Origin of the sequence: Lachnoclostridium sp. An131, from assembly GCF_002160825.1 — a bacterium.
GTDB lineage: Bacteria > Bacillota > Clostridia > Lachnospirales > Lachnospiraceae > Laedolimicola.
On the sequence record NZ_NFLI01000020.1, the window covers coordinates 39993 to 64699 of the forward strand.

Genomic DNA, 24707 nt, shown 5'->3' on the forward strand with positions numbered 1-24707 from the left:
GACGGAAAAGAAGGGAGAGAGGCAGCATGGAGACAGCGGCCAGGAAAGGGGATCTGACGAAAGGGCCTGTCGGGAAGCAGCTTCTTTTATTCGCCCTGCCGCTTTTGGGAGCGAGCCTGATCCAGCAGCTTTATAACACGCTGGATCTGCTGTTTGTAGGAAACCTTTTGGGAAAGGGAGGAATTTCAGGATGAAGAAGAGAAAGGCGCTGGCATGTCTGCTGGCTTTGGGAATACTGGCGGGAGCCGCAGGCTGCGGACAGTCTGCGCAGAATGGAGATACGGCTGCGGAGGATACGCAGAGCGCGGAGACAGACGCGGCGGAGACAGCGGAGACGGAAACGGCGGAGGCAGATACAGACGCGGCGGGAACCCGGCTCATCACGGACAGCGAGGGACGGGAGGTGGAGATCCCCGAGAAGGTAGAGAGCATTGTCTGCCTGAATGTGGGAGCCCTGCGCTATACCTGCTATATGCAGGCTCAGGATCTGGTGATCGGAGTGGAGGATTATGAGAAGGAACAGTCCATTTCCAGAGGCTACAATTATGTGAATTTCGAGCTGTTCCAGGATCTGCCGGTGGTGGGTAATAACGGGGAGCACTACCCGGAGGAGATTATCTCTGCGGATCCGGACGTGATCGTCATGTCTGCCTATGATGACAGCGACGCAGACAGTCTGCAGGAGAAGACCGGGATTCCGGTGGTAGTGGTTCCGGGAAGCGACAGTATGATGGACGAGGGAGCCTACGAGACCTTCCGGGTCATGGGAGAGCTGTACGGAAGGGAAGACCGCGCCCAGGAGCTGATCGATTACATGGACAGCATAAAAGAGGATCTGGAGACGAGAACGGCGGATGTGGCGGAAGAGGACAAGCTGACAGCCTATGTGGCAGGAGTCAGCTATAAGGGAGCCCATGGCTTTGAGGGCACGGAGGCCGGATATGGCCCCTTCGCGGCGATAAACGCAAAAAACCTGGCGGATGAGACGGGACAGACAGGCCCCTTTGACATTGATCCGGAGCAGGTGCTTGCCTGGGACCCGGATGTGATTTTTGTAGATTTTAACGGGCTTGATCTGGTGAACGAGGATTATGCGTCGAACCCGGAGTATTATGAGCAGCTTACCGCCGTGCAGGAGGGCAGGGTATATTCCCAGATCTCCTTCCGTTCCAGCGCTTCGAATCTGGACACGGCGCTGGCGGACACCTATTACGCTGCTTCGGTTCTTTATCCGGAGCAGTTTGCGGACGTCGATCCGGAGGAGAAGGCGGCGGAAATCTTTGAAATGCTGCTGGGAGAGAATTTTTACGAGGACCTGAAGGCGAATGGCTATGAATTCAGACAGATTACCATTGGAGAATAAGAAGACTCAGAATGTGGATTCCCTGTATCTGAAAAACCAGAGAAAGAGCCGGATATTTCTGGTGATGCTTGTCGTCATCCTGCTGCTTTCCATGGTGCTTTCCCTCTGGGCGGGCTCCTATGAGACGCCTGTGGCGGAACTGATCAGAGGAATTTTCGGGAAGGCTTCTGATGAGAAAATCAACATTGTCGTGCGCAATGTGCGGCTTCCGCGGATTTGTACGGCAGTCGCCGCAGGGGCAGGGCTTGGAGTTACAGGCTGTATCCTGCAGGCGATCCTGAACAATCCGCTGGCCTCCTCCAGCACCCTGGGTGTATCCCAGGGTGCCGGCTTCGGCGCGGCCTTTGCGATCATTGTTCTGGGAGCGGGAACCTCCGGAAGCGGAATCGGGGTTTCCCTGTGCGCCTTCATCGGCAGCATGGCGGTGGCGGCGGTTATCTTCGCCCTGTCGAAATTTAAGCAGGTGTCGGCGGAATCCATCGTGCTGGCAGGCGTGGCCATCAGCTCCATGTTCACGGGAGCCACGACGCTTCTGCAGTATTTTGCCGACGAGGTGGAGCTGGCCACGCTGGTGTTCTGGACCTTTGGCGATCTGGGAAGCACGGACTGGGGCGAGATTCGTTTTATGTCGGTGATCGTGCTGGCGGCATTCCTCTATTTTCTGTTTCACCGCTGGGACTACAATGCGTTACAGAGCGGCACGGAGACGGCGGTGAGTCTTGGAATCCGCGTGCGCAGCCTGATTATCATCAATATGCTGCTCTGCTGCTTTACGGCATCCACCATCGTATCCTATATCGGCCTTATCAATTTCATTGGTCTGGTGGCCCCGCATATGGTCCGCATGGTGGTCGGCAACAACCATGTCTACCTGATTCCCGGCTCCCTTCTGGCAGGAGCTTCCTTGCTGCTTCTCGGGGATCTGCTTGCGAGGACAGTGATAAGCCCGGTGATTCTGCCGATTGGGGCGATTACCTCCTTCCTGGGCGCGCCGCTGTTCCTGTATCTTCTGTTCCAAGGAGGGAAGCGGAAATGCTGAGCGTAGAGAACCTGCAGTTTCATTATCAGGGCGGGCCGAAGGTCTTAAAGAAAATCAATTTCTCGCTGGGGGACGGAGAATTCCTGGCGATTCTGGGAAATAACGGAGCGGGAAAAAGCACGATGCTCAAATGCTTCAACCATATTATCACGCCGGACGCGGGAGAAGTGCTGCTAAATGGAGAGAACCTGCTGAAAATGTCCGCAAAAGAGGTGGCCAGGCGGATAGCCTTTGTGGCCCAGAATGTGCCGGACACCCAGATGACGGTACACGATATGGTGATGCTGGGAAGGAGGCCCTATATGAGCTGGGCCTTTACGGAGCGGGATCACGAGATTGTCCACGAAGCGATGGACAGACTGAAGGTTTCAGAGTTCCGCGGCCGCTTCCTGAACCGGTTAAGCGGCGGAGAGCGCCAGAAGGTCATGCTGGCCAGGGCTCTGGCTCAGGAGCCGAAGCTTCTTCTTCTCGACGAGCCTACCAGCAGCCTGGATCTGAAGAATCAGTATCAGGTGCTGCAGATCGTAAAGGACATCTGTCATGAGACGGGGATCTCGGCCATCGTGGTGATTCACGATCTGAACCTGGCCTTACGCTTCTGCGACCGCTTCCTGCTGATGCAGCAGGGGGAGGTATACCGGTACGGGGACGCCGGGATTCTGGACCGGGAAGCCATCTGGGAGGTCTACGGGGTGCACGGCGAAGTGGTGTCCGCGGGGAATCAGAAGGTCGTGATTGTGGACGAATAAGCCGGCCGGAGGGAGGAAAGAGTATGACGCTTCAGGAACTGGAAAGAACGTGGAAAAATGAAAAGCCGGAGAGCGGACGGCTTCAGGAAAAAATCTGGGATGAGCGGGCGGAGGATTTTGCGGCAAAGCCCCTTCCCGGGAAGGAGACCCATCCGTTTCTCCGTTATCTGTATGAGAAAGTGCCCCTCGATAAAACCATGTCTGTACTTGACATCGGCTGTGGAGCGGGGCAGCTCTCACTGGCCCTGGCGGGCGAAGTCCGGGAGGCGGTGGGAACGGATGTCTCCGGAAAGATGGCAGAGGCGGCCGGACGTCTGGCAGAGCGGGAACAGATTGCGAATGTAAAGTTTTTTCAGCAGGACTGGCAGGCGGCAGATCTGGACGCACTGGGCTTCCGGGGGCGTTTCGATCTGGTATTTGCCCATATGACGCCCGCTGTGGCGGATTATGAGACGCTGGATAAGATGAACGCCTGCGCAAGGGAGCACTGTATTCTCGTAAAGCCTGCGAGACGCAGCGACGCAGTGCAGGACGCGGCCTTTGCGCAGGCAGGAATTTTCAGCCAGAAGGAGCAGCTTGACGATGCCATAGCGAATACCTTTACCTATTTGTGGCTGAAGGGTTATGAGCCGGAGTTGTCTTACCGGAGGGAAGAATGGAAAAGCGAACGCTCTCTGGAAAGTATGAAAAAATGGTGCGTGGACCGGGCGAAGCTCCAGAAGGAGCTGACCGGGGCAGAGGAGGAAGCCATCTGCCGCTATCTGGAGGGAATCAGCAGGGACGGACAGATCGAGGACCGGACGCTGACGACGATCGTAACCATATACTGGAATGTAAAAGACAGATAGGAAAGGAGAGGTATCAGGAAAATGGAAAAGGAATTGTGGGAAAAATGCGCGGCCTTTCACGGTCATGAATGCGGAGGTCTTACCATCGGATACAAGGCGGCTCTTTACGCCATAAAGCTTCTGGAGCTGGATGCGGAAAAAGCGGGAAAGGGCTGCTTTTCCACGGATGAGGAGCTGGTCTGCATCTGCGAAAACGACGCCTGCAGCGTGGACGCCATCCAGGTAATCCTGGGCTGCAGCATCGGAAAGGGCAATCTTTTGTTTCACATGACAGGGAAGCAGGCCTTTTCCTTTTATCACAGAAAGAGCGGAAAATCTGTGCGCCTGGTATTAAAGCCAAGACCCGAAGGGATGACAAAGGAGGAATCCTTCCGCTATTATCAGGGCTGCGAGCCGGAGGAGATGTTTGAGGTCAAAGAAACGAAGCTGCGTCTCCCGGAGCCGGCCCGGATCTTCCGCTCGATCCGCTGCAGCCGCTGCGGGGAGAGCACAGCGGAGCATCTGATCCGTCTCTGTGGGGATGAAAAGCTCTGCCTGGACTGCTATCAGGCATATAACCGGTTTGATGTATAGATTTTGAGGTATAAATATAGAAGACGTCCCGAAATCTGAACAGGTTTCGGGGCGTCTTTTCCATGATATACGTCACGGAATGGCAGCGGATAACGCCCAGGGATCCAAAAGATTCCTTGACATTTTCAGACGCAGTCTTTATTATGAATAGCAAGAGAAAATTCAGATATTTGCTGGTTTTCGAACCAGCCGCTGCAAGTTCCGCAAGGATTTAAAGAGAAATCGGTGAGAATCCGGTACGATCCCGTCACTGTATGAGGGAGCTTCGAAGCAGAATGCCACTGGGAGACGCCTGTCTGCCGGCAGAGATGCCTGGGAGCGGAAGGAAGGCCTGGGAAGGCGCTTTGAAGCGGTGAGCTTAAGTCAGGAGAACTGCTTGCAGGCGCTTCAGGTGTGATTCTTACGGAGGATGAGAAGCAGCTTTTTTTGTGCGGCAATATCAGGTTATTCTGTGACATTCTGCAGCAGGAGCCTTTTCTTCCTGCGGTTCCCGTAAGTGTTACCTTAAAATTGAAAGGGGAAAGGACAGATGAGAAAGAGCGGTCTGTTAAAAAGAATACTTCAGATCGTGATTGTGCTGTTCGGAATCAGCTTTCTGACCTTCGGACTGACCTATATGGCGCCCGGAGATCCGGTGCGGGCCATGTACGCGGCCAGCGGCACGATTCCGAGCGAGGAAATACTGGATCAGACCCGGGAGGCGCTGGGCCTCAATGAGCCTTTTCTGGTGCAGTATTTGAGCTGGCTCACAGACTGCCTTCACGGGGATTTCGGCACGTCCTATTCTCTGAACAGGCCGGTGGCGGAGCTCCTGCTTGCAAGGCTTGGACCTACGCTGAAGCTGGCGTTTGCTTCCCTGGTTCTGATGCTGCTGGTATCCGTCCCTCTGGGGATTCTCTCAGCAGTCCATAAGGGAGGCGTCATCGATTATATTGTGCGGGGGCTTACCTTTCTCGGGGTATCCCTGCCTAATTTCTGGGTGGGCCTGCTCCTCCTGTATGTGTTTGGAGTAGTGCTGGGCGTGCTTCCCGTGGTGTCGTCAGGCCAGGGCTTTGACCGGCTGATTCTGCCTGCAGTCACGCTGGCCTTTGCCATGATGGGAAAATATACCCGGCAGGTGCGGACGGCGTTTCTGGAGGAGCTGAATCAGGACTATGTGACGGGCGCCCGCTGCCGGGGAATCAAAGAGCGTGTGATTCTCTGGAGGCACGTGCTGCCAAACGCCATGCTTCCGTTGATTACAATGCTGGGTCTCTCATTGGGCTCTCTGCTTGGAGGAACGGCTGTGGTGGAAGTAATCTTTTCCTATCCGGGGCTTGGAAGCCTGGCGGTAGACGCGATTACTTCCATGGACTATTCTCTGATCCAGGGCTATGTGCTGTGGATTGCCCTGATTTACATGGTTCTGAATCTGCTGGTGGATATCTCCTACAGCCTTCTGGATCCCAGAATCAAGAAAGGAGGCAGGTGAGACCGTGGACAGGCTGAAAGCATTTGTAAAGAAAAACCCGGCTTTTACCGTGTTTTTTCTTCTGACGCTTGGCGTGATCGCCGTGGCGGTCTTTGCGCCCCTTCTGGCGACACACGATCCCTATGAGGCAGTGCTGGCCGACGCGGTGCAGCCGCCAAGTACAGAACACTGGTTTGGCACGGACCGGATGGGACGGGATCTTTATTCCCGTGTGATTTACGGAGCCAGAACTTCTCTGACGGCTTCCCTGGCTCTTGTATGCATTATTATGACTGCGGGAACTCTTCTGGGAATTCTGGCCGGATGGTTCGGCGGGATTCTGGACGCGGTGATTATGCGGATTTCGGATATGATGATTTCTTTCCCGGGCATGGTGCTGGCGCTGGCTGTGGCGGGAATTCTGGGGGCGAGCATGACCAATGCGGTGATTGCGATAGCGGTTGTGAGCTGGACCAAATATGCCCGTCTGGCCCGCAGCCTGGTGCTGAAGATCCGGGAACGGGATTATATCGCGGCTGCCCGGGTGACGGGCTCGACGACCTCCCATATTCTCTGGAAGCATCTGCTGCCGAACGTTCTCCCTACGATTCTGATCACGGGGGCGACGGATATCGGAAGCATGATTATGGAGATCGCGGCCCTTTCGTTTCTGGGCTTTGGAGCAAAGGCGCCCACGGCGGAATGGGGACTGATGCTCAACGAAGGCAGGGCCTATCTGACGGCGGCGCCCTGGCTTATGATTTTCCCGGGGCTTGCCATTTTTATTACCGTGGTGGTGTTTAATCTTTTAGGAGACAGCCTGCGGGATGTGCTGGACCCCAGGGATGAATAGGATGACGGAAGGGCGGATAGACGAAGAGAAAGGCGGAGAGGAAATCAGATGCTGGATATAAAAGCGATTTCAGTTGTATATGGGAAAAATCCGCTTCCTGCGGTCCGGGATTTCAGCCTTCAGATGAAGCCAGGAGAGATCGTCAGCATCGTGGGCGAGAGCGGCAGCGGGAAGACGACCCTGATCCGGGCCGTGCTGGGCTCGCTTCCGGGCAGCGGATACATCAGCCGGGGAGATATTCTGTTTGAGGGAAGGTCTCTGCCCGGCCTTGGAGCGGAGGAGTGGCGGGATTTAAGAGGAACCGGGATTTCCATGATTTTTCAGGATTCCGGGGCAATGCTCAACCCTGTGCGCCGGATCGGCTCTCAGTATGTGGAATACATCCGCACCCATCAGAAGATGACAAAGAAGGAAGCCTGGGCCAGAGGCGTGGAGATGCTGGAGCGGATGCGCCTTCCGGAGGGAGACCACATCATGCGAAGCTATCCGTTCCAGCTTTCCGGCGGCATGCGCCAGAGGGTGGGAATCGCCATGGCTATGACCTTTCAGCCGAAGCTTCTGCTGGCGGATGAGCCTACCAGCGCTCTGGATGTCACCACGCAGGCCCAGATTGTCCGTCAGATGCTGGAGCTGCGTGACAGCTGCAATACGGGAATCATCGTGGTGACGCACAACATTGGCGTGGCGGCCTATATGGCTGACCGGATCGTGGTAATGAAGGAAGGAAACATTGTGGACGCGGGAACCAGGGAGCAGATCCTTCGCAGTCCCTCCGGCACCTATACAAGAAGCCTGCTGGACAGCGTTCCTTCGATGGGAGGTGAGCGCTTTGTCTGAAAACCATGAGCTGATTCTGGAAGCGAAGCATATCACCAGAAGATATCCGGCTCCGAACGGGCGGACGCTTACCGCCTGCCAGGATGTGAGCCTGAATTTTTACAGAGGACAGACGCTGGGGATCGTAGGCGAGAGCGGCTGCGGCAAGAGTACGTTTATGCGGATGGTGGTTTCTCTGGAACAGCCGGACGAAGGAGAGTTTCTCTTTCATGGCAGGGATATTACGAAATTAAAGGGAGAAGAGCTCCGGCAGCACAGGCAGAAGATTCAGATGGTGTTCCAGGACCCGGCGGAGGCATTCAGTCCGCGGATGAGGGTGATGGATATTATCTGCGAACCGCTTCTGAATTTTAAGCGCATCCGGAAGAGCGAAAAGGAAGCGGTAGCCAGAAGGTATCTGGAAATGGTGGAGCTGCCCGGGGATTTTGCCCTGCGCTATCCCCACAGCATGAGCGGCGGTCAGAGACAGCGGGTCGGGATTGCCCGGGCCCTTGTGCTGGAGCCGGAGCTTATCGTATATGATGAAGCCACGTCCGCCCTGGATGTGTCGGTCCAGAAGACGATCATAGAGCTTCTGGTAAAGCTTCAGAAGGAAAAAAACATTTCGTATGGCTTTATCTGCCATGATATGGCGCTGGTGCAGTCCCTGTCCCATCAGGTGGCGGTCATGTATCTTGGACACATTATGGAGCTTCTGCCCGGAGACAAGGTGGCAGACGGCTGCGTGCATCCTTATACGAAGGCCATGGCGGAAGCTGTCTTCGATCTGCATATGGATTTTGGAAAGCCTATTGAAAGTATCGAGAGCGAGGCGCCCAGCCCCCTTGACGTACCGCCCGGCTGTCCGTTCCAGAGCCGCTGTCCTAAGTGCATGGATATCTGCAGAAAGGAAAAGCCGGTTCTGAAGACCATAGCCCAGGGGCATCAGGCGGCCTGCCATTTATATGACCTGAAGTAATCGGGAAATATTTTTGCCAAATCGTATCCCCCAGGGTGGCTTGCGGCCTCTCTGGGGGTATGCTATACTCCTTTCTGGAATTTCAAAATGAGAAATTGTTTTCTGTCTGCGGACTGCGGAAACGCGCCCGGGCAGAAGGCTTTAAAACAGATGGAGTGACAAACAGATGGGCAGAATACTGGGACGCATACAGACATACTGGACAAACAGAGCGGAAGGCTACTCAAAGGTGAATCAGGAGGAGCTGGCAGGAGAACAGAAAAACCGTTGGCTGCGCGTCCTGGAGGAAGAATTTCCAAAGAAGGAGCCATCCGGGATCCACGTGCTGGACATCGGCACAGGCCCCGGCTTTTTCGCGATTATTCTGGCGCGGGCCGGTTACCGGGTGACGGCTGTGGATTATACGGAAGAGATGCTTCGTAAGGCAAAGGAGAATGCGGGCCGGTATGCGGAGCAGATCCGCTGGATGCAGATGGACGCCCAGAGGCTGGAGTTCGCGGACGAGCAGTTCGATGTGGTGGTGTCACGGAATCTGACCTGGAACCTGGAAGATCCGGACAGGGCATATCAGGAGTGGAAGAGAGTGCTGAAAAAAGGCGGACTTCTCCTGAATTTTGACGCCAACTGGTATGCGCACCTGTTTGATGAGGAAAAGCGCCACGGCTATGAGGAAGACAGAAGGAATGTGGAGAACCTTAAGCTTGAGGATCATTATATCGGCACGGACATAGACGAGATGGAGCGGATCGCGCGGGAGGTCCCTTTAAGTCCGGTATCCCGTCCGGCCTGGGACGTGCGGGTGCTGAAAAATGCCGGTTTCCGCAGCGTCTATACAGATGAGTCCGTGTGGAAACGGGTCTGGAGCGAGGTGGAGAAGGTCAATTATGCCTCTACGCCCATGTTCCTGGTGAAGGCAGTCAAATAGAACGCTGCCGCGGGACAGGGAAATGTCACAAAAAATCAGGAAAGGTTCCTTTTCCGCCGGCAGGGGATATACTCTGTCAGAGGAAGAGGGTAGGAAATCTATATGGAAGCAATCAAGGAAAGAGTCTCCTCCTACTGGACGAAACGCAGCGCGGATTTCGCGAAGCTCCGGGAGAAGGAGCTGGAAAGCGAGCTGGCCGGGCTGTGGCTCTCTGAGATTGAGGCCCAGCTTCCCAAAGAAACGGGCCTGCGGATTCTGGACGTGGGAACAGGGAGTGGTTTTTTCGCGGTCCTGCTTGCAAAAAAAGGACACAGAGTGACGGGAATCGATCTGACGCCCGCGATGATTGACGAGGCGGGGAAGCTTGCAGAAGAGAATCAGACAGAAGTGGAGTTCCGGGTCATGGATGCGGAAAATCTGGAGTTTGCGGACGGAGAGTTCGACGCGGTGGTATCCCGGAATCTGACCTGGACGCTGCCTCATCCGGATCAGGCGTACCGGGAATGGCTGCGGGTCTTAAAGCCCGGCGGCGTTCTTCTGAATTTCGACGCGGATTACGGCATGGAGCGGTTTGCGAAGGAAGACGGCCTTCCGGAAAATCATGCCCACCGGCAGATGAGCTGCAGCCAGCTGGAAGAGTGCGACTCCATCAAGGACACCCTTGACATCAGCAGAAAACGCCGTCCGGGCTGGGACGCGGAGGCCCTCCGGAATCTGGGCTGCCGCCGGGTGGAAGCGGATACGGGAGTATCGGAGCGAGTGTACCGGAAGGAGAGCCCTTTTTACAATCCGACGCCGCTTTTTCGGATACGGGCCGTGAAGCAGGAGCCGAAGGCAGAGAAAAAGACTTGCAAACAGTGACAAAATTCGGTATGATAAATAGCAAATGTGACAGCATGACAGCCTGCCCGTTTTGGGCGGGCTGTTGCGGTCCAGAGAGGAGATGGAAAAATGGCGAAGGAAGTGATCCATACGGACAAGGCTCCTGCGGCGGTAGGTCCGTATATTCAGGCGGCAAAGACAGGCGGAATGGTATATTGTTCCGGACAGCTGGGACTGATTCCGGAGACGGGCGTGCTTGCGGAAGGCGTGGAAGCCCAGGCACATCAGGCCATGAAGAATATGGGCGCAGTGCTGGAGGCGGCAGGCTCCGGGTATGACAGGATTGTAAAGACTACGATTTTCCTGGCAGATATCAATGATTTTGCAGCGGTAAATAAAATTTATGAATCCTATTTTACAGGAAGCTTCCCGGCCAGATCCTGTGTGGAGGTGTCCAATCTTCCCAAGGGCGGCCTGGTAGAGGTCGAGTGCATCGCCGAAGCCTAGAAAGAGGCGGGGGAGCGCTCAATGAAGGCGCAGGCGCAGGATCAGGAGCGGCACAGGCCGCGTCTTTCCCGTCTGCTGTCTGCGGAAATAAAAAGATAACGGAGGAACATGTGTTATGAAGAAGCTTTTAAAGAAACTGGCGGCTCTGGCAGCCTGCCTTACCGTGACAGCGTCTCTTGCGGCCTGCGGCGGCGGAAGCAAGGGAATTACGATTGCAGTCCCGAATGATACGACCAATGAGGCCCGCGCGCTGCTGCTTCTGCAGGAGCTCGGCTATATTACCCTGGATGAGGGCGCAGGAATCACAGCGACGGTTTCTGATATTACAGAGAATCCCTATGACCTTTCTTTCAACGAGGTGGAGGCTGCCCAGCTTCCCAATGTGCTTCAGGATATGGATTACGCGGTGATCAATTCCAACTATGCGATTGACGCAGGCTTAAATCCCATGGAGGACGCTCTGGCGATTGAGGGATCCTTCTCTGCTTACGGCAACGTGCTTGCGGTGAAGGAAGGAACCGAGAACAACGACAACATCAAAGCTCTGAAAGCGGCTCTGGAGAGCCAGCAGGTGGCAGATTTCATCACCGAGGAATACGGCGGAGACGTGGTAAGCACAGTGGATAACCCGACGAACGGCTATGACGACTCCGTAGATTACGACGCGCTGGCAGGAACGACCATCACCGTGGCGGCTTCCCCGGCTCCCCATGCGGAGATTCTTCAGGTGGCAAAGGAGATTCTTGCGGAGAGAGACATTACACTGGATATCATGGAGTTCACAGACTATGTACAGCCCAACAACGTGGTAGACACCGGAGAGGTAGATGCGAACTATTTCCAGCATCAGCCCTATCTGGATGATTTCAACGCAGAGAACGGAACCCATGTGGTATCTGTCGCTACCATCCATGTGGAGCCCATGGGCATCTATGGTGGAAAGCAGACCTCTCTGGATGCGATTACAGAGTAACAGACAAAAGCAAAAAGCGGACGGGCGCCGAGACGAGTCTCCCGGCGCCTGTTTTGTCCGGAGGTAGTTATGATAGAAATCAAAAATTTGTCCAAGGAATTTCAGACGGCGGACGGAACGGTGGAAGCGCTTAAGGATGTAAGCCTTACGATTCATGACGGAGACATCTATGGAATCATCGGCATGAGCGGAGCGGGAAAGAGTACGCTGGTCCGCTGTATCAACATGCTGGAGCGTCCCACGGAGGGACAGGTCCTGATAGACGGACAGGACATCGGAGCCCTGTCCAAGGCAGAGCTTCGCAAGGCCCGCCGGGAGATCACGATGATTTTCCAGGGCTTTAACCTGCTGATGCAGCGTACCTGTCTGAAGAATATCTGTTTCCCCTTGGAGCTTGCGGGCGTAAATAAGACGGACGCGAAAAAAAGGGCCATGGAGCTCCTGGAGATGGTGGGACTGCCCGATAAGGCGAACGCTTATCCGGCCCAGCTTTCCGGCGGCCAGCAGCAGAGAATCGCGATTGCGAGAGCGCTTGCCACAGAGCCGAAGGTTCTGCTCTGCGATGAGGCTACCAGCGCCCTTGACCCGAAGACGACCCATTCTATCCTGGAGCTGATTCGGGATATCAACCACAGGCTTGGCATCTCTGTCATCATCATCACCCATCAGATGAGCGTGGTGGAGGAAATCTGCAGCCATGTGGCGATTCTGGACGAAGGACGGGTGGCAGAGGAGGGGCTGGTAAGCGAGATTTTCTCCAGCCCGAAGTCAAAGGCCGCAAAGCGCCTGGTATTTCCTGAGGGAGCAGATGAGATTCTGCTCGATTCGAAGGGAGAGCGCCGCATCCGCGTGGTGTTCAGTGGAGCTGTGGCTTCCCGCACGCCTCTGATCGCGAAGATGGCCATGGAGGAGCATATTCCGGCGAGTATTCTGGGAGCTTCCACAAGAAGCATCGGAGACAAGGCCTACGGCAATATGCTGCTGGGCATTACCGGGGATGACGATATGGTGCGCCGCGCGATGGAATATCTGAGAAGCATTCCGGATGTTCTGGTAGAGGAGGTAACGGACAATGTTTGATAAGCTTCTTTCTCCGGAGACGATAGAAGAGACACTCCGGATTGTACAAAATGAATTTCCGCTGGCGATCTGGGAGACCATCTATGTGACACTTATCGCTACAGCCTTTGCTATCGTGATCGGCCTGCCGCTGGGCGTGCTTCTGGTGGCCGGAGAGAAGGACGGCGTACTGCCCCTTCCGAAGCCGGTGATGCACGTGCTGAATGTGGTGATCAATCTGCTGCGCTCCGTACCGTTCCTGATTCTGATGATCATGGTATTCCCGCTGTCGAGACTGATTGTGGGAACTGCGGTAGGAACCGTCGCCTCCATTGTTCCCCTTGTGATTGCGGCCTTTCCCTTTGTGGCCCGCCTTGTGGAGAGCAGCCTGCGCGAGGTGAATCCCAATATCATCGAGATGGCGCAGAGTATGGGAGCTTCGCCCTTCCAGATTATCATGAAGGTGATGATTCCGGAGAGTGTACCGTCCCTGCTTTCCAACTTTACGATCGCGATTACGACCATTCTCGGCTACTCAGCCATGAGCGGTATCATAGGCGGAGGTGGTCTTGGAAAGATTGCGATTAATTATGGATATTACCGCTACATGTATCTTGTCATGCTGCTTGCGGTGATTCTGCTGATCATTCTGGTGCAGATTTTCCAGAGCGTGGGAACCCGTCTGTCTGTAAAGTCCGATAAGCGCCTGAAAGGGAAGTAGAATTTTATATTGACAAATATCGGAACAGGAGTTAGTATAAAGAAAATATAAAAATTTTGCATTGATGAGGAAGAGTAGCTGGAGGGAAGTTTGCAGCGAGCTGCCGATGGTGAAAGGGCGGCAATGGAGCTTCAGTGAAAATCACCTCGGAGCTTCCGGGTTGAGAGGAATATCTGCGTAGGTCCGGACGGTTAATAGCCGTTATCCTGTTTCTCATTGTCAGATGAGAGTAGAGAGGCCATTTGTATATGGCAATTAGAGTGGTACCGCAGAGGTTCAGCCTTTGTCTCTTATAGCAGGGACAAAGGCTTTTTTTGATCACGCCGGCGCCATCAGATTTCCGGATAAGAGAGCTTCTTTGCGACCGGAGAATACGGACGCTCCTGCAAAAATTCAAAGCGAAGGAGAAAAGGGAATGAAAGTACTGAAAAAAATCACAGCATTTGTCAGCCGCTACATGGCAATCATCGTCATCCTGGTGGCAGCTCTGGCGCTTTTTGTGCCGTCATCGGTCAGCTTTCTCAAGACCAGCTATGTAAACCCGCTGCTCGGCATCGTTATGTTCGGCATGGGACTGACACTGAAGCCTAATGACTTCAAGGTTGTGTTCAGCCGCCCGAAGGACGTCATCATCGGCTGCATTGCACAGTTTACGGTTATGCCGCTTCTGGCTTTTGTCCTGACAAAGGTCTTTAACCTGAGTCCGGAGCTGGCTATTGGAGTCATCCTGGTGGGAACCTGCCCCGGAGGCACCTCCTCCAACGTCATGACATATCTCTCTAAGGGTGATGTGGCCCTCTCCGTAGGCATGACGGCATGCTCCACGATTCTGGCTCCGGTTCTTACGCCGGCTCTGACGTATCTGTACGCAGGCCAGACCGTAGACGTGAACGTATGGAGCATGTTCCTTTCTATCGTTCAGGTGGTTATCCTTCCGATTGTGCTGGGCTTCCTGATCAATCATTTCTTCAAAAAATTTACGGAAGCGGTTGTTGAGATTCTGCCTCTGATTTCCACGCTGGCAATCGTAGCGATCGTAGCGGCAGTCGTATCTGCAAACTCCGCAAATCTGATGACATCCGGCGTGCTGATCATTGTAGTGGTAATCCTGCATAATGTGCTGGGCTATCTGCTGGGGTATGTGATCGGAAAGGTGCTGAAGCTGGATGAGACCAAGTGCCGTGCCATTTCCATCGAGGTAGGCATGCAGAATTCCGGTCTTGCCACCTCTCTTGCCACCGTGCATTTCGCCCAGTATCCGCTGGCTACGATTCCGGGAGCGGTATTCAGCGTGTGGCATAACGTGTCCGGAGCGATTCTGGCGAATTTCTTTGCGAGGACGGCAGACAAAAAATAGACTTGGAAAGAGGAAGGCTGCTGAGAGCAAAGCCGGCAGCGGAAAAAGTCTGCGAAAAAGTTTTACATATGCGGCGGCGGTTACCGGTTGACGGTAACCGCCGTTTGGTGTTAATATAAGGATTGCGGGCAGAATATCCGGAGCCCTGGAGAAGGTCAGGATACGATGTCCAATCTATGCGAAAAAAGGATGTGAAGAGTCCGTGGACGGGCGAGGTCGAAGTTGTAGCTTAAGACAGAACAGAATAGGTACGGGCATGGACTCTTCTGAGAAGGCTTCCGGTTTACTATAGAGAAGGCTTCAGAGGATAGAGTTGTCATGCCTGTTCCCGACGTGAGGAGGAGATTGGCATGGCAATGGGAAATTTTGATCGGGAGGAGCTGAACTCTCTTCTGGAGAGCCGTCAGTTCCGGAAGCTCCGCGAGACGATGTCTGAGATGAACGAGGTGGATATCGCGGAGTTTGTGGAAGAGCTGGAGCCGGAAAAGAAGGTTCTGGTATACAGGATGCTGCCAAAGGAGCTGGCGGCAGACGTATTTTCGTTCCTGGAGGTGGAAGACCAGGAGCATATCATCAACAGCATTACAGACTATGAGCTGGGAAAGATTATAGAGGATCTGTATGTAGACGATGCGGTAGACATGCTGGAGGAGCTGCCCGCCATCGTTGTCAAGCGTGTGCTTCAGAACGCGACGCCGGAGACACGGAATCTGATTAACCAGTTTCTGCAGTATCCGGAGAACAGCGCGGGAAGCATTATGACGGCTGAGTATATCGGCCTGAAGCGGAATATGACCGTGGAGCAGGCCTTTGCCTATATCCGGGAAAATGGCGTGGATAAGGAGACGATTTACACCTGCTTTGTGACGGACAGCAAGCGCCGCCTGCAGGGAGTCGTCACGGTAAAGGATCTGCTGATGAGTCCTTACAATACGATTATCAAGGACATTATGGATGAAAATGTCATCTACGCCGTCACCACGGAAGACCGGGAGGACGTGGTAGAGACCTTCAATAAATACGATTTGCTCTGTCTTCCGGTAGTGGATCACGAGGATCGGCTGGTGGGCATCGTTACGGTAGACGACGCGGTGGAGGTCATGGAGCAGGAGGCCACAGAGGACTTCGAAAAGATGGCGGCCATGTTTCCGTCCGAGAAGCCCTATCTGAAGACGGGGGTGCTGGAGCTGACGAAGAACCGTCTTCCCTGGCTTTTGATCCTGATGTTTGCCTCGATTCTTACGGGAAGCATTCTGATGGATTATGAAGAGGCGATTCAGGTGCTGCCTCTGCTTCTGAGCTTTATTCCGATGGTCATGGATACCAGCGGAAACTGCGGCAACCAGAGCAGTACCATGGTGATCCGCGGTATGGCGGTAGGCGATATCGAGCTGAAGGACGCGCTGCGGGTCGTGTGGAAGGAGTTCCGGGTAGGCATTCTCTGCGGCCTGGTGCTTGCGGCAGCGAATTTCATTCGTTTGCTTCTGCAGTTTCCGGGGCAGCCGCTTTTAAGCCTTTCCGTAGTGATTTCGCTTCTGCTGGCAGTGGTTCTGGCAAAGATTATCGGCTGCCTTCTGCCGATGCTGGCAGAAAAAATGAAGCTGGATCCGGCTATTATGGCGGCTCCGCTGATTACGACAATTGTAGATGCCTGCAGTCTGCTGATCTTTTTCAGAGTGGCCTGCTTGCTTCTGAATATATAGGGAGGAATAGGAAATGATAGGTGATAAAAAGGTTCTGTTCAGCGGAATGCAGGCGACAGGAAACCTGACTCTGGGAAATTATCTGGGAGCCCTGAAAAACTGGGTGACCTTAAGCGATGAGTACGAGTGCTTTTACAGCGTAGTGGATATGCATTCCATTACGATCCGCCAGGATCCGGCGACGCTTCGGAAAAGAGCGAGGGCGCTCCTGACTCTGTATATTGCAGCCGGGCTTGATCCGGAAAAGAACTGCATTTATTATCAGTCCCATGTGTCGGGCCATGCAGAGCTGGCCTGGATTCTGAACTGCTTTACTTATATGGGTGAGCTGAACCGCATGACCCAGTTCAAGGATAAGGCGGCAAAGCATGCCGATAATATCAATGCGGGACTGTTTACCTATCCGGTTCTGATGGCGGCGGACATTCTGCTGTATCAGGCGGATGTGGTTCCGGTGGGGATCGATCAGATGCAGCACCTGGAGCTGACACGTGATATCGCCCAGCGCTTCAACGGCATCTACGGGGATGTATTCACCGTGCCGGAGGCTTATATCGGCAAGGTGGGCGCGAAGATTATGAGCCTGCAGGATCCGGCGAAGAAAATGTCCAAGTCGGATGAGAACCCTAACGGAAGCATCTATCTGATGGATGATCCGGATACGATTATGCGCAAGTTCAAGCGTGCAGTCACCGATTCCGAGGGGCAGATTCTCTACCGTGACGAGCAGCCGGGCATCAAGAACCTGATTAATATTTACTGCGCCTGCACAGGAAAGGCTCCGGATGAAGTCGTGCGCGAGTTTGACGGAAAAGGCTATGCCGAGTTCAAGCCCGCGGTAGGTGAGGCCGTTGTGTCAGTCCTGAAGCCCCTGCAGGATCGGGTAGAGGAGCTTTCCAGGGACAAGGCTTACATTGATTCTGTGATTAAGAATAACGCCGAGAAGGCTCAGTATTTTGCAAATAAGACTCTGCGCAAGGTGCAGAAGAAGGTAGGCTTCCCGGAAAGAATCCGGTAAGGAGCAGTAGTAAGAAGATTGCGGGCTGTTTTTGTGGATAGATGCTGCAGAAAATTCCCGGGATATATCTGAAAGGAAAGAAAGCGATGAAAATCATAAAGCCGGAAGAGCTTCAGAAAAATGTATTTTCCATGATAGGAAAGGAATGGCTGCTTGTCACAGCCGAAAAGGATGGCAAGATCAATACCATGACGGCTTCCTGGGGCGGCCTGGGTGTCATGTGGGGAAAGAATGTGGCTTTTATCGTGCTGCGTCCCCAGCGCTATACAAAAGAATTTGTAGACGCGGGCGAGACCTTTTCCCTTTCGGTACTGGACGGAGAGTACCGCAAGACTCTGAATTATCTTGGAACCGTATCAGGACGTGATGAGAATAAGGTGGAAAAATCCGGCCTGACTGTGGAGCATGAGGACGGTACGCCTTATTTTGGCGAGGCGAATACGGTGCTTGTCTGCCGCAAGCTGTATGCGCAGCCCTATGATCCTTCCTGCTTTATCGATAAAGCCTGTGACGAGAGATGGTATCCGGAGAAGGATTACCATACCATGTATATTGCGGAGATTGAGAAGGTGCTGGTGCGGTAATCTTTTCATATCAAAACAAAATAGAAAGCCTGTACAGACTAGCCTTTGCGCGTGCACAAAAGGCTAGTCTTTTTTCTGCTTCCTGCACATATACTGTCCTAAGAGGTGAGAAAATGAAGGACAAAGAGGAGATTATGCGCATCCTTTCCCTGCATATTCGGCAGATTCTGGACCGCGCAGACCTGGACTTTGACAGGCTCCAGGAAATCAGGCTCCGCGTGGGGCGGCCGTTTGTCATCGTACAGGGCGGCCGGGAAGCGTTTCTGACGGAAGAAGGAGCGCGGACGGGGGATTTCCGGAGAGCCTGGCAGGTGACGGCGCAGGAGCTTCGGGAGACCATGGAGCTTATAGGGAAGTATTCGCTTTACGCATATGAGGACGAGCTCAGGCAGGGATACCTGACGCTTCGGGGAGGCCACAGGGTAGGAGTGGCGGGAAAGACTGTTCTGGAGGGGGACAAGGTGAAAAGCATCCGTTATATCTCCTGCATCAATATCCGGCTGTCTCACGAGGTGCCGGGCTGCGCGGACCGGGTGCTTCCTTATCTCTATGGAGAACACGGTCTATGCCACACGCTGATTATCTCGCCTCCACGCTGCGGCAAAACCACACTCCTGCGGGATTTGGTGCGGCAGATTTCCAACGGAGATGAGAGGCACAAGGGACACACGGTAGGGGTAGTGGATGAGCGGTCGGAAATCTGCGGCTGCTATATGGGAATTCCGGGAAATGATGTGGGGATCCGTACAGATGTGATGGACGCTTGTCCAAAAGCGGAAGGCATGATGATGCTCGTGCGCTCTATGGCTCCTGAGGTCATTGCGGTGGATGAGATCGGCCGGTATGAGGACATTCACGCGATTGAGACGGTGCTGTACAGCGGCTGCCGCCTAATCGCTACGGTACATGGAAGCGACCTGGCGGATATACAGTCCAAGCCGCTGTTTCAGAGACTGATGGCGGAGCAGGTGTTTGAACGGTACATTATTCTGGGAAACAGCTTTCAGACAGGGAAAGTGAAGGAGATTCTGGACGGAGGAGGAAAGCCGCTTTGCTGAAATTAGTGGGAGCATGCCTGATTATGGCGTCAGCGGCAGGGATTGGCGTGAGCTTCAGCACAGATCTGAAGCGGCGCTGCCAGGAACTGCGCATCTTAAAGCAGCTTGCCTATATGCTGAGGGGAGAGATTAAATTTACAAAGACTCCGCTTCCGGAAGCCTTCTCGCATATTTCCGTGCGGCTTCCGGAACCTTTTGGGAACTTCCTTTCCAACGTGGCGGAAGCGCTTGGAACAGCTGACGGAAGAACCTTCGGTGAGCTGTGGAGGGAAAAGATAAAGGAGTCTTTGGCTGGTTCCCATTTAAGCCGCATGGACAAGGAGCAGCTGGGAACGCTGGGAGAGGTGCTGGGATATCTGGATCTGGAAATGCAGCTGGCTTCCATCGATCTTTATCTGGAGCAGCTGGAGCTCAGCATTCAGGAGGCGGAAAGCAGCATGTGCTCCAAACAGAAGCTGTATCAGAGCCTGGGGGTAGCAGGCGGTATTTTTCTTGTGATTCTTCTGATATAGGGCTGTCAGCGGGCAGAAGAAGGCAGAAAAAGTCTGCGGCAGAAAAACAGCGGTCAGACCGCATTGGACAGGGAGGAAGCATGAGCGTCAATCTCATATTTAAAATTGCGGCGGTAGGAATCCTGGTCTCCGTACTGAGTCAGGTGTTGAAGCACAGCGGACGGGAGGAACAGGCATTTCTGACAAGCCTGGCGGGGCTGATGCTGGTTCTGTTCTGGATTCTGCCTTATATTTTTGAACTGTTTGATTCTATGAGAAGGCTGTTTACGCTGTAGGGCGCTGGAACAGACGCGGCAGATGGCGGGAGTAGGAAGCTGCTGCGGACAGAGCGGATGGCAGTGAGGAAAGGGGGCGGTTCTGTGATTGAAGCGGCGGTTATAGGAATTACAGGCGTGCTTCTGGCTCTTCAGATTAAGCATACGAAGCCGGAATATGCAGTGTACCTGAGTGTGGCGACAGGAGTCTTTCTGCTGCTGCTGGCGGCGCAGCGGCTGGAAGTAGTGGTGGAAAGTGTGAGAATGATTCAGAATTCCATTTCTATTCAGTCCTCCTATATCCAGGTTCTTCTGAAGATTATAGGAATTACCTATATCTCTGAATTTGCGGCAGATATCTGCCGGGACGCAGGGTACTCTGCGATAGCCAGCCAGATAGGAATCTTTGCCAAGCTGTCGATCCTGGCCGTCAGCATGCCCATTGTCACTGCGCTTCTGGATACGATACACAGCTTTCTGGGCGGCTGAGGGCAGGAGCATGGGACGACGCTGTGGTTTGAAGGCACTGTGGAGGGCCGCGCTTTTTCTGCTCATAGTGTCCGTGCTGCCTGCCCTGGTTCCGGGACAGGTACAGGCTGAGGAAAATACAAAGGAAGAGGCTTCTTTTCGTTATGAGGACGTGGAAGAGGCGGCAGAGGAGCCCGACGCCTCTCTTTTGGAGGAGCTGGATTTTTCAGAGGTACAGCAGACGGTAGATGAGATTCTGGGCGGTGATTTCCAGTTTGAAAATACGGTTCTGGATCTGATTACAGGAAAACAGGCGTTCACGCTGGAGAGCTTTCTGGAGGCGCTTATTGCTCAGGCGGGGAACAACTGGGAGACGGAAAAGCAGATCCTTCTTTCTATCCTTATCCTGGGAATCGCAGCTTCACTTTTTTCGAGCTTTGCCACAGTATTTCAGAACCAGCAGATTGCGGAGGTGAGTTTCGAAATTACTTATATGCTGCTTTTTCTGATTCTGCTGCAGGTATTTACAGGGGCTGCAGATCTGGCTGCCAGTGTGATCGGATCCTTAAGGCAGTTCATGGACGCATTGATTCCGGCTTACTGCCTGGCGGTTACTATGGCTTCCGGCACGACCACAGCGGTTGTCTTTTACCAGTTTCTGCTGGGATTGATCTATGTGCTGGAATGGCTGATTCAGGAGGGGCTGCTGGGACTGATTCAGGTGCATGTGATACTGGTGTTTATCAACCACCTGTCGAAGGAGGAATACCTGTCTCAGATGTCAGAGCTTGTGGTCAAAGCGGTGGGCTGGGTGCTGAAATCCGTTCTTGCAGTGGTGATAGGCTATAACGCGATTCAGGGAATCATCAGCCCGGTGATAGATTCCCTGAAAAGCACGGCCTTCAGCCGTGTGGCCCAGATGATTCCGGGGATTGGCAACGTCGCGGGCTCTGTCACAGACGTTCTGCTTGGTTCAGCCGTGCTGATCAAAAACGGAATCGGAGCGGCGGCACTGATTGTGATTGTCCTTTTGTGTATGGCTCCGCTTTTGAAGCTGGGACTTCTGGTTGTGATTCTGGAGCTTGCAGCAGCCTTGATTCAGCCGGTCAGCGACAAGCGGATGACCGGCTGCGTGGCAGGCGTGGGTGATGGGATTAAGCTTTTGTTCCGGGCAGTTTTTACAGTAGCTGTGCTTTTTGTGATTACGATTGTGGTAGTAACTGTGTCAGTGCGCGGCAGCGTGTAGCAGGAGAGAATCATGAAGGAATTTATCTATGGGTGGATTCAGGATATTGCATTTTATACGATTCTGATGGAAGTGGTACTCCATGTGCTGCCGGAACAGGGGCAGAAAAAATATCTGCAGTTTTTCATGGGAATTGTACTGATTATACTCGTAATTTCGCCGGTGCTTTCGGCGGCGGGGCTTGACGGGCAGCTGGATGAAGCCTATGCGCGGCAGACCTATGACCAGGAGCTTCAGGAGTTCCAGAGGCGCCAGCAGATGATAGAAGAGAGCTACGAAAGCCGTCTGGAGGAAAGGGTAGAGAAGGCTGCCGAAGAGCTGGAGAAGCTGGAGCAGGAGCCTGGCGGGACAGGGGAGGAACAGCCGGCAGAGGAGCAGGAGGAGGAAAAGAGTGTTGAAATTCCTGAAATCAGAGTCGAAATCGGAGAACCCGAAGAAGGTTAAAGGGCTGAAAAAGGATCAGCTGGTGATTCTTCTGCTTTTCGGGATTCTGCTGGTTGTAATAGCGATTCCCGTATCGCCGCAGGGAGACGGCAGCAGCGCGGAAGAGGGAGCGGAAAGCAGCGGGATACAGACGGAGGAAGGCAGCGCAGGCCTTTCAGGCGGAACCGCAGAGGAAACCTACGAGCAGAGACAGGAGAGAAGGCTTGAGGAGGCCCTGCGCCTGGTGGAGGGAGTGGGGGAGGTGGAAGTGATGATTACGCTGGAGGCGGGCAGCGAGCTGATAGTGGAAAAGGATCAGCCGGCGGCCAGCCAGACTGTGGAGGAGACGGATTCTGACGGCGGAAGCCGTACGACCACGGAGGAGAGCTGGTCGGAATCCACCGTGTACAGTGAGGGAGAGGACGGAAGCAGATCCCCCTATGTAGTAAAAGAGCTGGAACCAAGGGTTCAGGGGGTAATCGTGATCGCTGAGGGCGGAGGGAATGCGGCTGTACAGCAGGATATTCTGGAGGCTGTGCAGGCATTATTTCCGGTAGAGGCACATAAAATTAAAATAATGAAGATGGAGGGTGAAAAGTGAAAAACATATTCAAGAAAAACCAGATGATCATTACCGCCCTGGCGATCATGATCGCGGTAGCCGGGTACTTAAATTACTCCGGGAGCAAGCTGGATTCCGCAAAGGTAGAGACGGATGCGGACGCCTCCCTGACAGAAGAGGACGCGGAAGCGGCGGCAGATATTTCGGCTGAGGACATTTACGCACAGACGGGGCTGGAGGAGCTTCAGTTCGCAGACGGTGATATCGAGAGCCTGGACCAGGACGCGGAGGATCTGGCAGCTGCAGACGCGCAGGCCGCCGCAGAGACGGATGGCACGGAGACGGCTGACGCAGGTACGGAAGAAACCGAAACAGCCGACGCTTCCGGTACAGAGACGGCTGCTGTGGATGAAGATGAGGAGCCTGGAGAGGCGGTGCTTGCGAACAGCTCCACGGCCGGCGTCGGCATAGCCGCGGAGGCGAAGCTCACAAGAGAGCAGCTGCGCTCCAAGAACAAGGAGACGCTTCTGGAGGTCATCAACAACACGAATATCTCTGATGCCCAGAAGCAGGAGGCCATCGACAGCATGGTGGAGCTGACAGACATCGCAGAACGGGAGGCCGCCGCCGAGATACTGCTGGAGGCCAAGGGCTTTGAGGATGTGGTGGTCAGCATTACCGACGATCAGGCCGATGTGGTAGTCAATATGGCGGAGGTAGACGAGGCAGGCCGCGCCCAGATTGAGGATATCGTCAAGAGAAAAACCGGGATTTCCGGGGAAAACATTATCATTACGCCGGTGGCGGCCCAGGAATGAGTTACGGGCTGCGCTCTGGCCGGTATATGCGGCAGGAGCAGCGGCAGGAAAGACTGCGGGACAATTGAATATGGGAAGGAAAACAGGCAGCACGGGAATTCCGAAAGGAAGCTGTGCTGCCTGTTTTTGGCGTGCGCCTGACAGCGCCGGAGCATATGAGGCCGCGTTTCCCTTTGGCACATTGGCGCTATGCCTCGTATGCCTCGGACAGAGTCCTTTGAAGCTCCGGCAGGGTGTAGATTCCTCCGGCTTCAAGCCCTGTCAAATCCGGCCGTGTCGGATAAGTAAGAAACAAATCCCCATCGTCTTTGCGGATCCACACGAAGACGGCGTCTATAGTTTGGGACCAGGCAGCGACATAATCCTCGTACTCGATTCCGGCTTCAGAAAGCACATTTTCTATGATCTCATCGGTCAGGCCATAAAAGCCGCAGGGAACAGCCTGATCTTCGGAAGAACCGGACAGATGTGAGCCGGACGAGCTGGCTTTCCATTCAAGGACGCCGTTTTCATCAGCTGCATAGAGGGAATAGGCATGACCGGGATTCCCGCCCTGTTTATCTCCCGGGATGGCATATATGGCTTCCGTTGTGAGCGCCTGGCTGAAATCTGACAGCTTTTCGGATAGAAACCAGGTTCCTGAAAGCATCAGGTATGCTTTTATGGTTTTGGAGGGATCGTCCAGCTGCACTGCGATATTCTGTTCGATATCAGGAGAAAAGTCCTCACGGTGAGGCTGTAAAAGTGAATAGCCCTCAGTTCCAAGCGGGCTGGAATTGCGCGCGGAGCGCAGCCGGAAGAAGGCAAATGCCGAAAGTGCAAAAAGGGACAGAAGGAGAATGGCGGCAAGCCATCTGGCGGGCAGGGGAAGCCTGCGGAAAAACTGTTTTCTCATACTTTCCTCCTCTTTCAAAATAGGGTAGTGTCAAAACTACCTTCTTTTTTTATTGTAAAAGTTACGCTTTACCTTGATTTTTCGGAGGTTTGCAAATAAAAAGAGCATTGACCTCCCTTTTCTGGTATAATG

28 protein-coding genes, 2 pseudogenes, 1 riboswitch and 1 other annotated feature are annotated in these 24707 nt (G+C 54.0%); of the genes and pseudogenes, 29 read left to right on the top strand and 1 reads right to left on the bottom strand.

Features of this window, described 5'->3' with window-relative positions:
* Positions 1-26: 26 nt before the first annotated feature.
* The 29 genes and pseudogenes from B5E77_RS16850 to B5E77_RS14860 all read left to right on the top strand — a co-directional run bounded on the left by B5E77_RS16850 (position 27) and on the right by B5E77_RS14860 (position 23680).
* The gene (locus B5E77_RS16850; RefSeq protein WP_204248066.1) at positions 27-194 is read left to right on the top strand and encodes a hypothetical protein; all 168 of its coding nucleotides are present in this window, start codon (positions 27-29) and stop codon (positions 192-194) included.
* On the top strand, positions 191-1363 hold the full coding sequence (locus B5E77_RS14730; RefSeq protein WP_087166120.1) for an iron ABC transporter substrate-binding protein: 1173 nt from the start codon (positions 191-193) through the stop codon (positions 1361-1363). Before B5E77_RS16850 ends, B5E77_RS14730 begins: the two co-directional genes overlap by 4 nt.
* On the top strand, positions 1332-2402 hold the full coding sequence (locus B5E77_RS14735; RefSeq protein ID WP_087166121.1) for a FecCD family ABC transporter permease: 1071 nt from the start codon (positions 1332-1334) through the stop codon (positions 2400-2402). The genes B5E77_RS14730 and B5E77_RS14735 overlap by 32 nt, the downstream gene beginning before the upstream one ends.
* Positions 2396-3151, top strand: coding sequence for an ABC transporter ATP-binding protein (locus tag B5E77_RS14740; protein WP_087166122.1), 756 nt, complete (start codon positions 2396-2398; stop codon positions 3149-3151). The genes B5E77_RS14735 and B5E77_RS14740 overlap by 7 nt, the downstream gene beginning before the upstream one ends.
* Before the next feature lie 23 nt (positions 3152-3174).
* Positions 3175-3999, top strand: coding sequence for a class I SAM-dependent methyltransferase (locus B5E77_RS14745; RefSeq protein ID WP_087166123.1), 825 nt, complete (start codon positions 3175-3177; stop codon positions 3997-3999).
* Between the two features lie 21 nt (positions 4000-4020).
* Positions 4021-4572: an FmdE family protein gene (locus B5E77_RS14750; protein ID WP_087166124.1), complete on the top strand. Its 552-nt coding sequence runs from the start codon at positions 4021-4023 to the stop codon at positions 4570-4572.
* A 179-nt stretch (positions 4573-4751) separates the two neighbouring features.
* Positions 4752-4966: riboswitch (cobalamin riboswitch) on the top strand.
* A gap of 135 nt (positions 4967-5101) precedes the next feature.
* The gene (gene nikB, locus B5E77_RS14755) at positions 5102-6043 is read left to right on the top strand and encodes a nickel ABC transporter permease (protein WP_087166125.1); all 942 of its coding nucleotides are present in this window, start codon (positions 5102-5104) and stop codon (positions 6041-6043) included.
* Between the two features lie 4 nt (positions 6044-6047).
* On the top strand, positions 6048-6875 hold the full coding sequence (nikC, locus tag B5E77_RS14760; RefSeq protein ID WP_087166126.1) for a nickel transporter permease: 828 nt from the start codon (positions 6048-6050) through the stop codon (positions 6873-6875).
* Between the two features lie 48 nt (positions 6876-6923).
* Positions 6924-7712, top strand: a complete 789-nt coding sequence (locus B5E77_RS14765; RefSeq protein WP_087166127.1) for an ABC transporter ATP-binding protein — start codon at positions 6924-6926, stop codon at positions 7710-7712.
* The gene (locus tag B5E77_RS14770; RefSeq protein ID WP_087166128.1) at positions 7705-8670 is read left to right on the top strand and encodes an oligopeptide/dipeptide ABC transporter ATP-binding protein; all 966 of its coding nucleotides are present in this window, start codon (positions 7705-7707) and stop codon (positions 8668-8670) included. Before B5E77_RS14765 ends, B5E77_RS14770 begins: the two co-directional genes overlap by 8 nt.
* 166 nt (positions 8671-8836) lie before the next feature.
* Positions 8837-9595, top strand: a complete 759-nt coding sequence (locus B5E77_RS14775) for a class I SAM-dependent methyltransferase (RefSeq protein ID WP_087166129.1) — start codon at positions 8837-8839, stop codon at positions 9593-9595.
* 102 nt (positions 9596-9697) lie between these two features.
* The gene (locus B5E77_RS14780) at positions 9698-10456 is read left to right on the top strand and encodes a class I SAM-dependent methyltransferase (RefSeq protein WP_087166130.1); all 759 of its coding nucleotides are present in this window, start codon (positions 9698-9700) and stop codon (positions 10454-10456) included.
* Between the two features lie 90 nt (positions 10457-10546).
* Positions 10547-10924 (top strand): RidA family protein, encoded by a 378-nt coding sequence (locus B5E77_RS14785; protein ID WP_087166131.1) that lies wholly within the window; start codon positions 10547-10549, stop codon positions 10922-10924.
* A 115-nt stretch (positions 10925-11039) separates the two neighbouring features.
* A pseudogene (locus B5E77_RS17710) lies at positions 11040-11528 on the top strand (MetQ/NlpA family ABC transporter substrate-binding protein); the annotation flags it as partial.
* Between the two features lie 78 nt (positions 11529-11606).
* Positions 11607-11894, top strand: a pseudogene (locus B5E77_RS17715) (MetQ/NlpA family ABC transporter substrate-binding protein); the annotation flags it as partial.
* 72 nt (positions 11895-11966) lie between these two features.
* The gene (locus B5E77_RS14795; RefSeq protein WP_087166133.1) at positions 11967-12977 is read left to right on the top strand and encodes a methionine ABC transporter ATP-binding protein; all 1011 of its coding nucleotides are present in this window, start codon (positions 11967-11969) and stop codon (positions 12975-12977) included.
* Positions 12970-13677, top strand: coding sequence for a methionine ABC transporter permease (locus tag B5E77_RS14800; RefSeq protein WP_087166134.1), 708 nt, complete (start codon positions 12970-12972; stop codon positions 13675-13677). The genes B5E77_RS14795 and B5E77_RS14800 overlap by 8 nt, the downstream gene beginning before the upstream one ends.
* A gap of 52 nt (positions 13678-13729) precedes the next feature.
* Positions 13730-13971 (top strand) — a binding site (T-box leader).
* 121 nt (positions 13972-14092) lie between these two features.
* Positions 14093-15034 (top strand): bile acid:sodium symporter family protein, encoded by a 942-nt coding sequence (locus B5E77_RS14805; RefSeq protein ID WP_087166145.1) that lies wholly within the window; start codon positions 14093-14095, stop codon positions 15032-15034.
* Between the two features lie 356 nt (positions 15035-15390).
* Positions 15391-16737, top strand: coding sequence for a magnesium transporter (mgtE, locus tag B5E77_RS14810; RefSeq protein ID WP_087166146.1), 1347 nt, complete (start codon positions 15391-15393; stop codon positions 16735-16737).
* A 13-nt stretch (positions 16738-16750) separates the two neighbouring features.
* Positions 16751-17755 carry a tryptophan--tRNA ligase gene (gene trpS, locus B5E77_RS14815; protein ID WP_087166135.1) on the top strand — a complete coding sequence of 335 codons (1005 nt, stop codon included), beginning with the start codon at positions 16751-16753 and terminating at the stop codon, positions 17753-17755.
* A gap of 86 nt (positions 17756-17841) precedes the next feature.
* Positions 17842-18339, top strand: coding sequence for a flavin reductase family protein (locus B5E77_RS14820; RefSeq protein WP_087166147.1), 498 nt, complete (start codon positions 17842-17844; stop codon positions 18337-18339).
* A gap of 113 nt (positions 18340-18452) precedes the next feature.
* Positions 18453-19397 carry a stage III sporulation protein AA gene (gene spoIIIAA / locus B5E77_RS14825; protein ID WP_087166136.1) on the top strand — a complete coding sequence of 315 codons (945 nt, stop codon included), beginning with the start codon at positions 18453-18455 and terminating at the stop codon, positions 19395-19397.
* Positions 19391-19909 carry a stage III sporulation protein AB gene (locus B5E77_RS14830; protein ID WP_087166137.1) on the top strand — a complete coding sequence of 173 codons (519 nt, stop codon included), beginning with the start codon at positions 19391-19393 and terminating at the stop codon, positions 19907-19909. The genes spoIIIAA and B5E77_RS14830 overlap by 7 nt, the downstream gene beginning before the upstream one ends.
* Positions 19910-19989: 80 nt before the next feature.
* Positions 19990-20184, top strand: a complete 195-nt coding sequence (gene spoIIIAC / locus B5E77_RS14835) for a stage III sporulation protein AC (protein ID WP_087166138.1) — start codon at positions 19990-19992, stop codon at positions 20182-20184.
* Between the two features lie 57 nt (positions 20185-20241).
* Positions 20242-20652 carry a SpoIIIAC/SpoIIIAD family protein gene (locus B5E77_RS14840; RefSeq protein WP_087166139.1) on the top strand — a complete coding sequence of 137 codons (411 nt, stop codon included), beginning with the start codon at positions 20242-20244 and terminating at the stop codon, positions 20650-20652.
* Positions 20653-20662: 10 nt separating this feature from the next.
* Complete coding sequence (locus tag B5E77_RS14845) at positions 20663-21877, top strand: stage III sporulation protein AE (RefSeq protein ID WP_087166140.1); 1215 nt, start codon at positions 20663-20665, stop codon at positions 21875-21877.
* A 12-nt stretch (positions 21878-21889) separates the two neighbouring features.
* On the top strand, positions 21890-22321 hold the full coding sequence (locus tag B5E77_RS14850; RefSeq protein ID WP_087166141.1) for a stage III sporulation protein AF: 432 nt from the start codon (positions 21890-21892) through the stop codon (positions 22319-22321).
* Positions 22272-22901 (top strand): hypothetical protein, encoded by a 630-nt coding sequence (locus tag B5E77_RS14855; RefSeq protein WP_087166142.1) that lies wholly within the window; start codon positions 22272-22274, stop codon positions 22899-22901. The genes B5E77_RS14850 and B5E77_RS14855 overlap by 50 nt, the downstream gene beginning before the upstream one ends.
* Positions 22898-23680, top strand: a complete 783-nt coding sequence (locus B5E77_RS14860) for a SpoIIIAH-like family protein (protein WP_204248067.1) — start codon at positions 22898-22900, stop codon at positions 23678-23680. Before B5E77_RS14855 ends, B5E77_RS14860 begins: the two co-directional genes overlap by 4 nt.
* A gap of 187 nt (positions 23681-23867) precedes the next feature.
* Here the strand turns inward: B5E77_RS14860 and B5E77_RS14865 are convergent, their stop codons facing one another.
* A complete protein-coding gene (locus tag B5E77_RS14865; protein WP_087166143.1) occupies positions 23868-24575 on the bottom strand; it encodes a hypothetical protein in 708 nt (235 codons plus the stop codon).
* Positions 24576-24707 lie beyond the last annotated feature (132 nt).

What these genes read in the sequence shown, in the direction of transcription:
- B5E77_RS14735 (WP_087166121.1), top strand. Translation starts at nt 1,332, where the DNA reads ATGAATTCAGACAGATTACCATTGGAGAATAAGAAGACTCAGAATGTG.
- B5E77_RS14785 (WP_087166131.1), top strand. Translation starts at nt 10,547, where the DNA reads ATGGCGAAGGAAGTGATCCATACGGACAAGGCTCCTGCGGCGGTAGGT.
- B5E77_RS16850 (WP_204248066.1), top strand. Translation starts at nt 27, where the DNA reads ATGGAGACAGCGGCCAGGAAAGGGGATCTGACGAAAGGGCCTGTCGGG.
- B5E77_RS14800 (WP_087166134.1), top strand. Translation starts at nt 12,970, where the DNA reads ATGTTTGATAAGCTTCTTTCTCCGGAGACGATAGAAGAGACACTCCGG.
- B5E77_RS14845 (WP_087166140.1), top strand. Translation starts at nt 20,663, where the DNA reads ATGGGACGACGCTGTGGTTTGAAGGCACTGTGGAGGGCCGCGCTTTTT.
- B5E77_RS14865 (WP_087166143.1), bottom strand. Translation starts at nt 24,575, where the DNA reads ATGAGAAAACAGTTTTTCCGCAGGCTTCCCCTGCCCGCCAGATGGCTT.
- nikB (WP_087166125.1), top strand. Translation starts at nt 5,102, where the DNA reads ATGAGAAAGAGCGGTCTGTTAAAAAGAATACTTCAGATCGTGATTGTG.
- trpS (WP_087166135.1), top strand. Translation starts at nt 16,751, where the DNA reads ATGATAGGTGATAAAAAGGTTCTGTTCAGCGGAATGCAGGCGACAGGA.
- B5E77_RS14805 (WP_087166145.1), top strand. Translation starts at nt 14,093, where the DNA reads ATGAAAGTACTGAAAAAAATCACAGCATTTGTCAGCCGCTACATGGCA.
- B5E77_RS14850 (WP_087166141.1), top strand. Translation starts at nt 21,890, where the DNA reads ATGAAGGAATTTATCTATGGGTGGATTCAGGATATTGCATTTTATACG.
- mgtE (WP_087166146.1), top strand. Translation starts at nt 15,391, where the DNA reads ATGGGAAATTTTGATCGGGAGGAGCTGAACTCTCTTCTGGAGAGCCGT.
- B5E77_RS14795 (WP_087166133.1), top strand. Translation starts at nt 11,967, where the DNA reads ATGATAGAAATCAAAAATTTGTCCAAGGAATTTCAGACGGCGGACGGA.
- B5E77_RS14745 (WP_087166123.1), top strand. Translation starts at nt 3,175, where the DNA reads ATGACGCTTCAGGAACTGGAAAGAACGTGGAAAAATGAAAAGCCGGAG.
- spoIIIAC (WP_087166138.1), top strand. Translation starts at nt 19,990, where the DNA reads ATGAGCGTCAATCTCATATTTAAAATTGCGGCGGTAGGAATCCTGGTC.
- B5E77_RS14750 (WP_087166124.1), top strand. Translation starts at nt 4,021, where the DNA reads ATGGAAAAGGAATTGTGGGAAAAATGCGCGGCCTTTCACGGTCATGAA.
- B5E77_RS14780 (WP_087166130.1), top strand. Translation starts at nt 9,698, where the DNA reads ATGGAAGCAATCAAGGAAAGAGTCTCCTCCTACTGGACGAAACGCAGC.
- B5E77_RS14730 (WP_087166120.1), top strand. Translation starts at nt 191, where the DNA reads ATGAAGAAGAGAAAGGCGCTGGCATGTCTGCTGGCTTTGGGAATACTG.
- spoIIIAA (WP_087166136.1), top strand. Translation starts at nt 18,453, where the DNA reads ATGAAGGACAAAGAGGAGATTATGCGCATCCTTTCCCTGCATATTCGG.
- B5E77_RS14740 (WP_087166122.1), top strand. Translation starts at nt 2,396, where the DNA reads ATGCTGAGCGTAGAGAACCTGCAGTTTCATTATCAGGGCGGGCCGAAG.
- B5E77_RS14820 (WP_087166147.1), top strand. Translation starts at nt 17,842, where the DNA reads ATGAAAATCATAAAGCCGGAAGAGCTTCAGAAAAATGTATTTTCCATG.
- B5E77_RS14775 (WP_087166129.1), top strand. Translation starts at nt 8,837, where the DNA reads ATGGGCAGAATACTGGGACGCATACAGACATACTGGACAAACAGAGCG.
- B5E77_RS14765 (WP_087166127.1), top strand. Translation starts at nt 6,924, where the DNA reads ATGCTGGATATAAAAGCGATTTCAGTTGTATATGGGAAAAATCCGCTT.
- B5E77_RS14840 (WP_087166139.1), top strand. Translation starts at nt 20,242, where the DNA reads ATGGCAGTGAGGAAAGGGGGCGGTTCTGTGATTGAAGCGGCGGTTATA.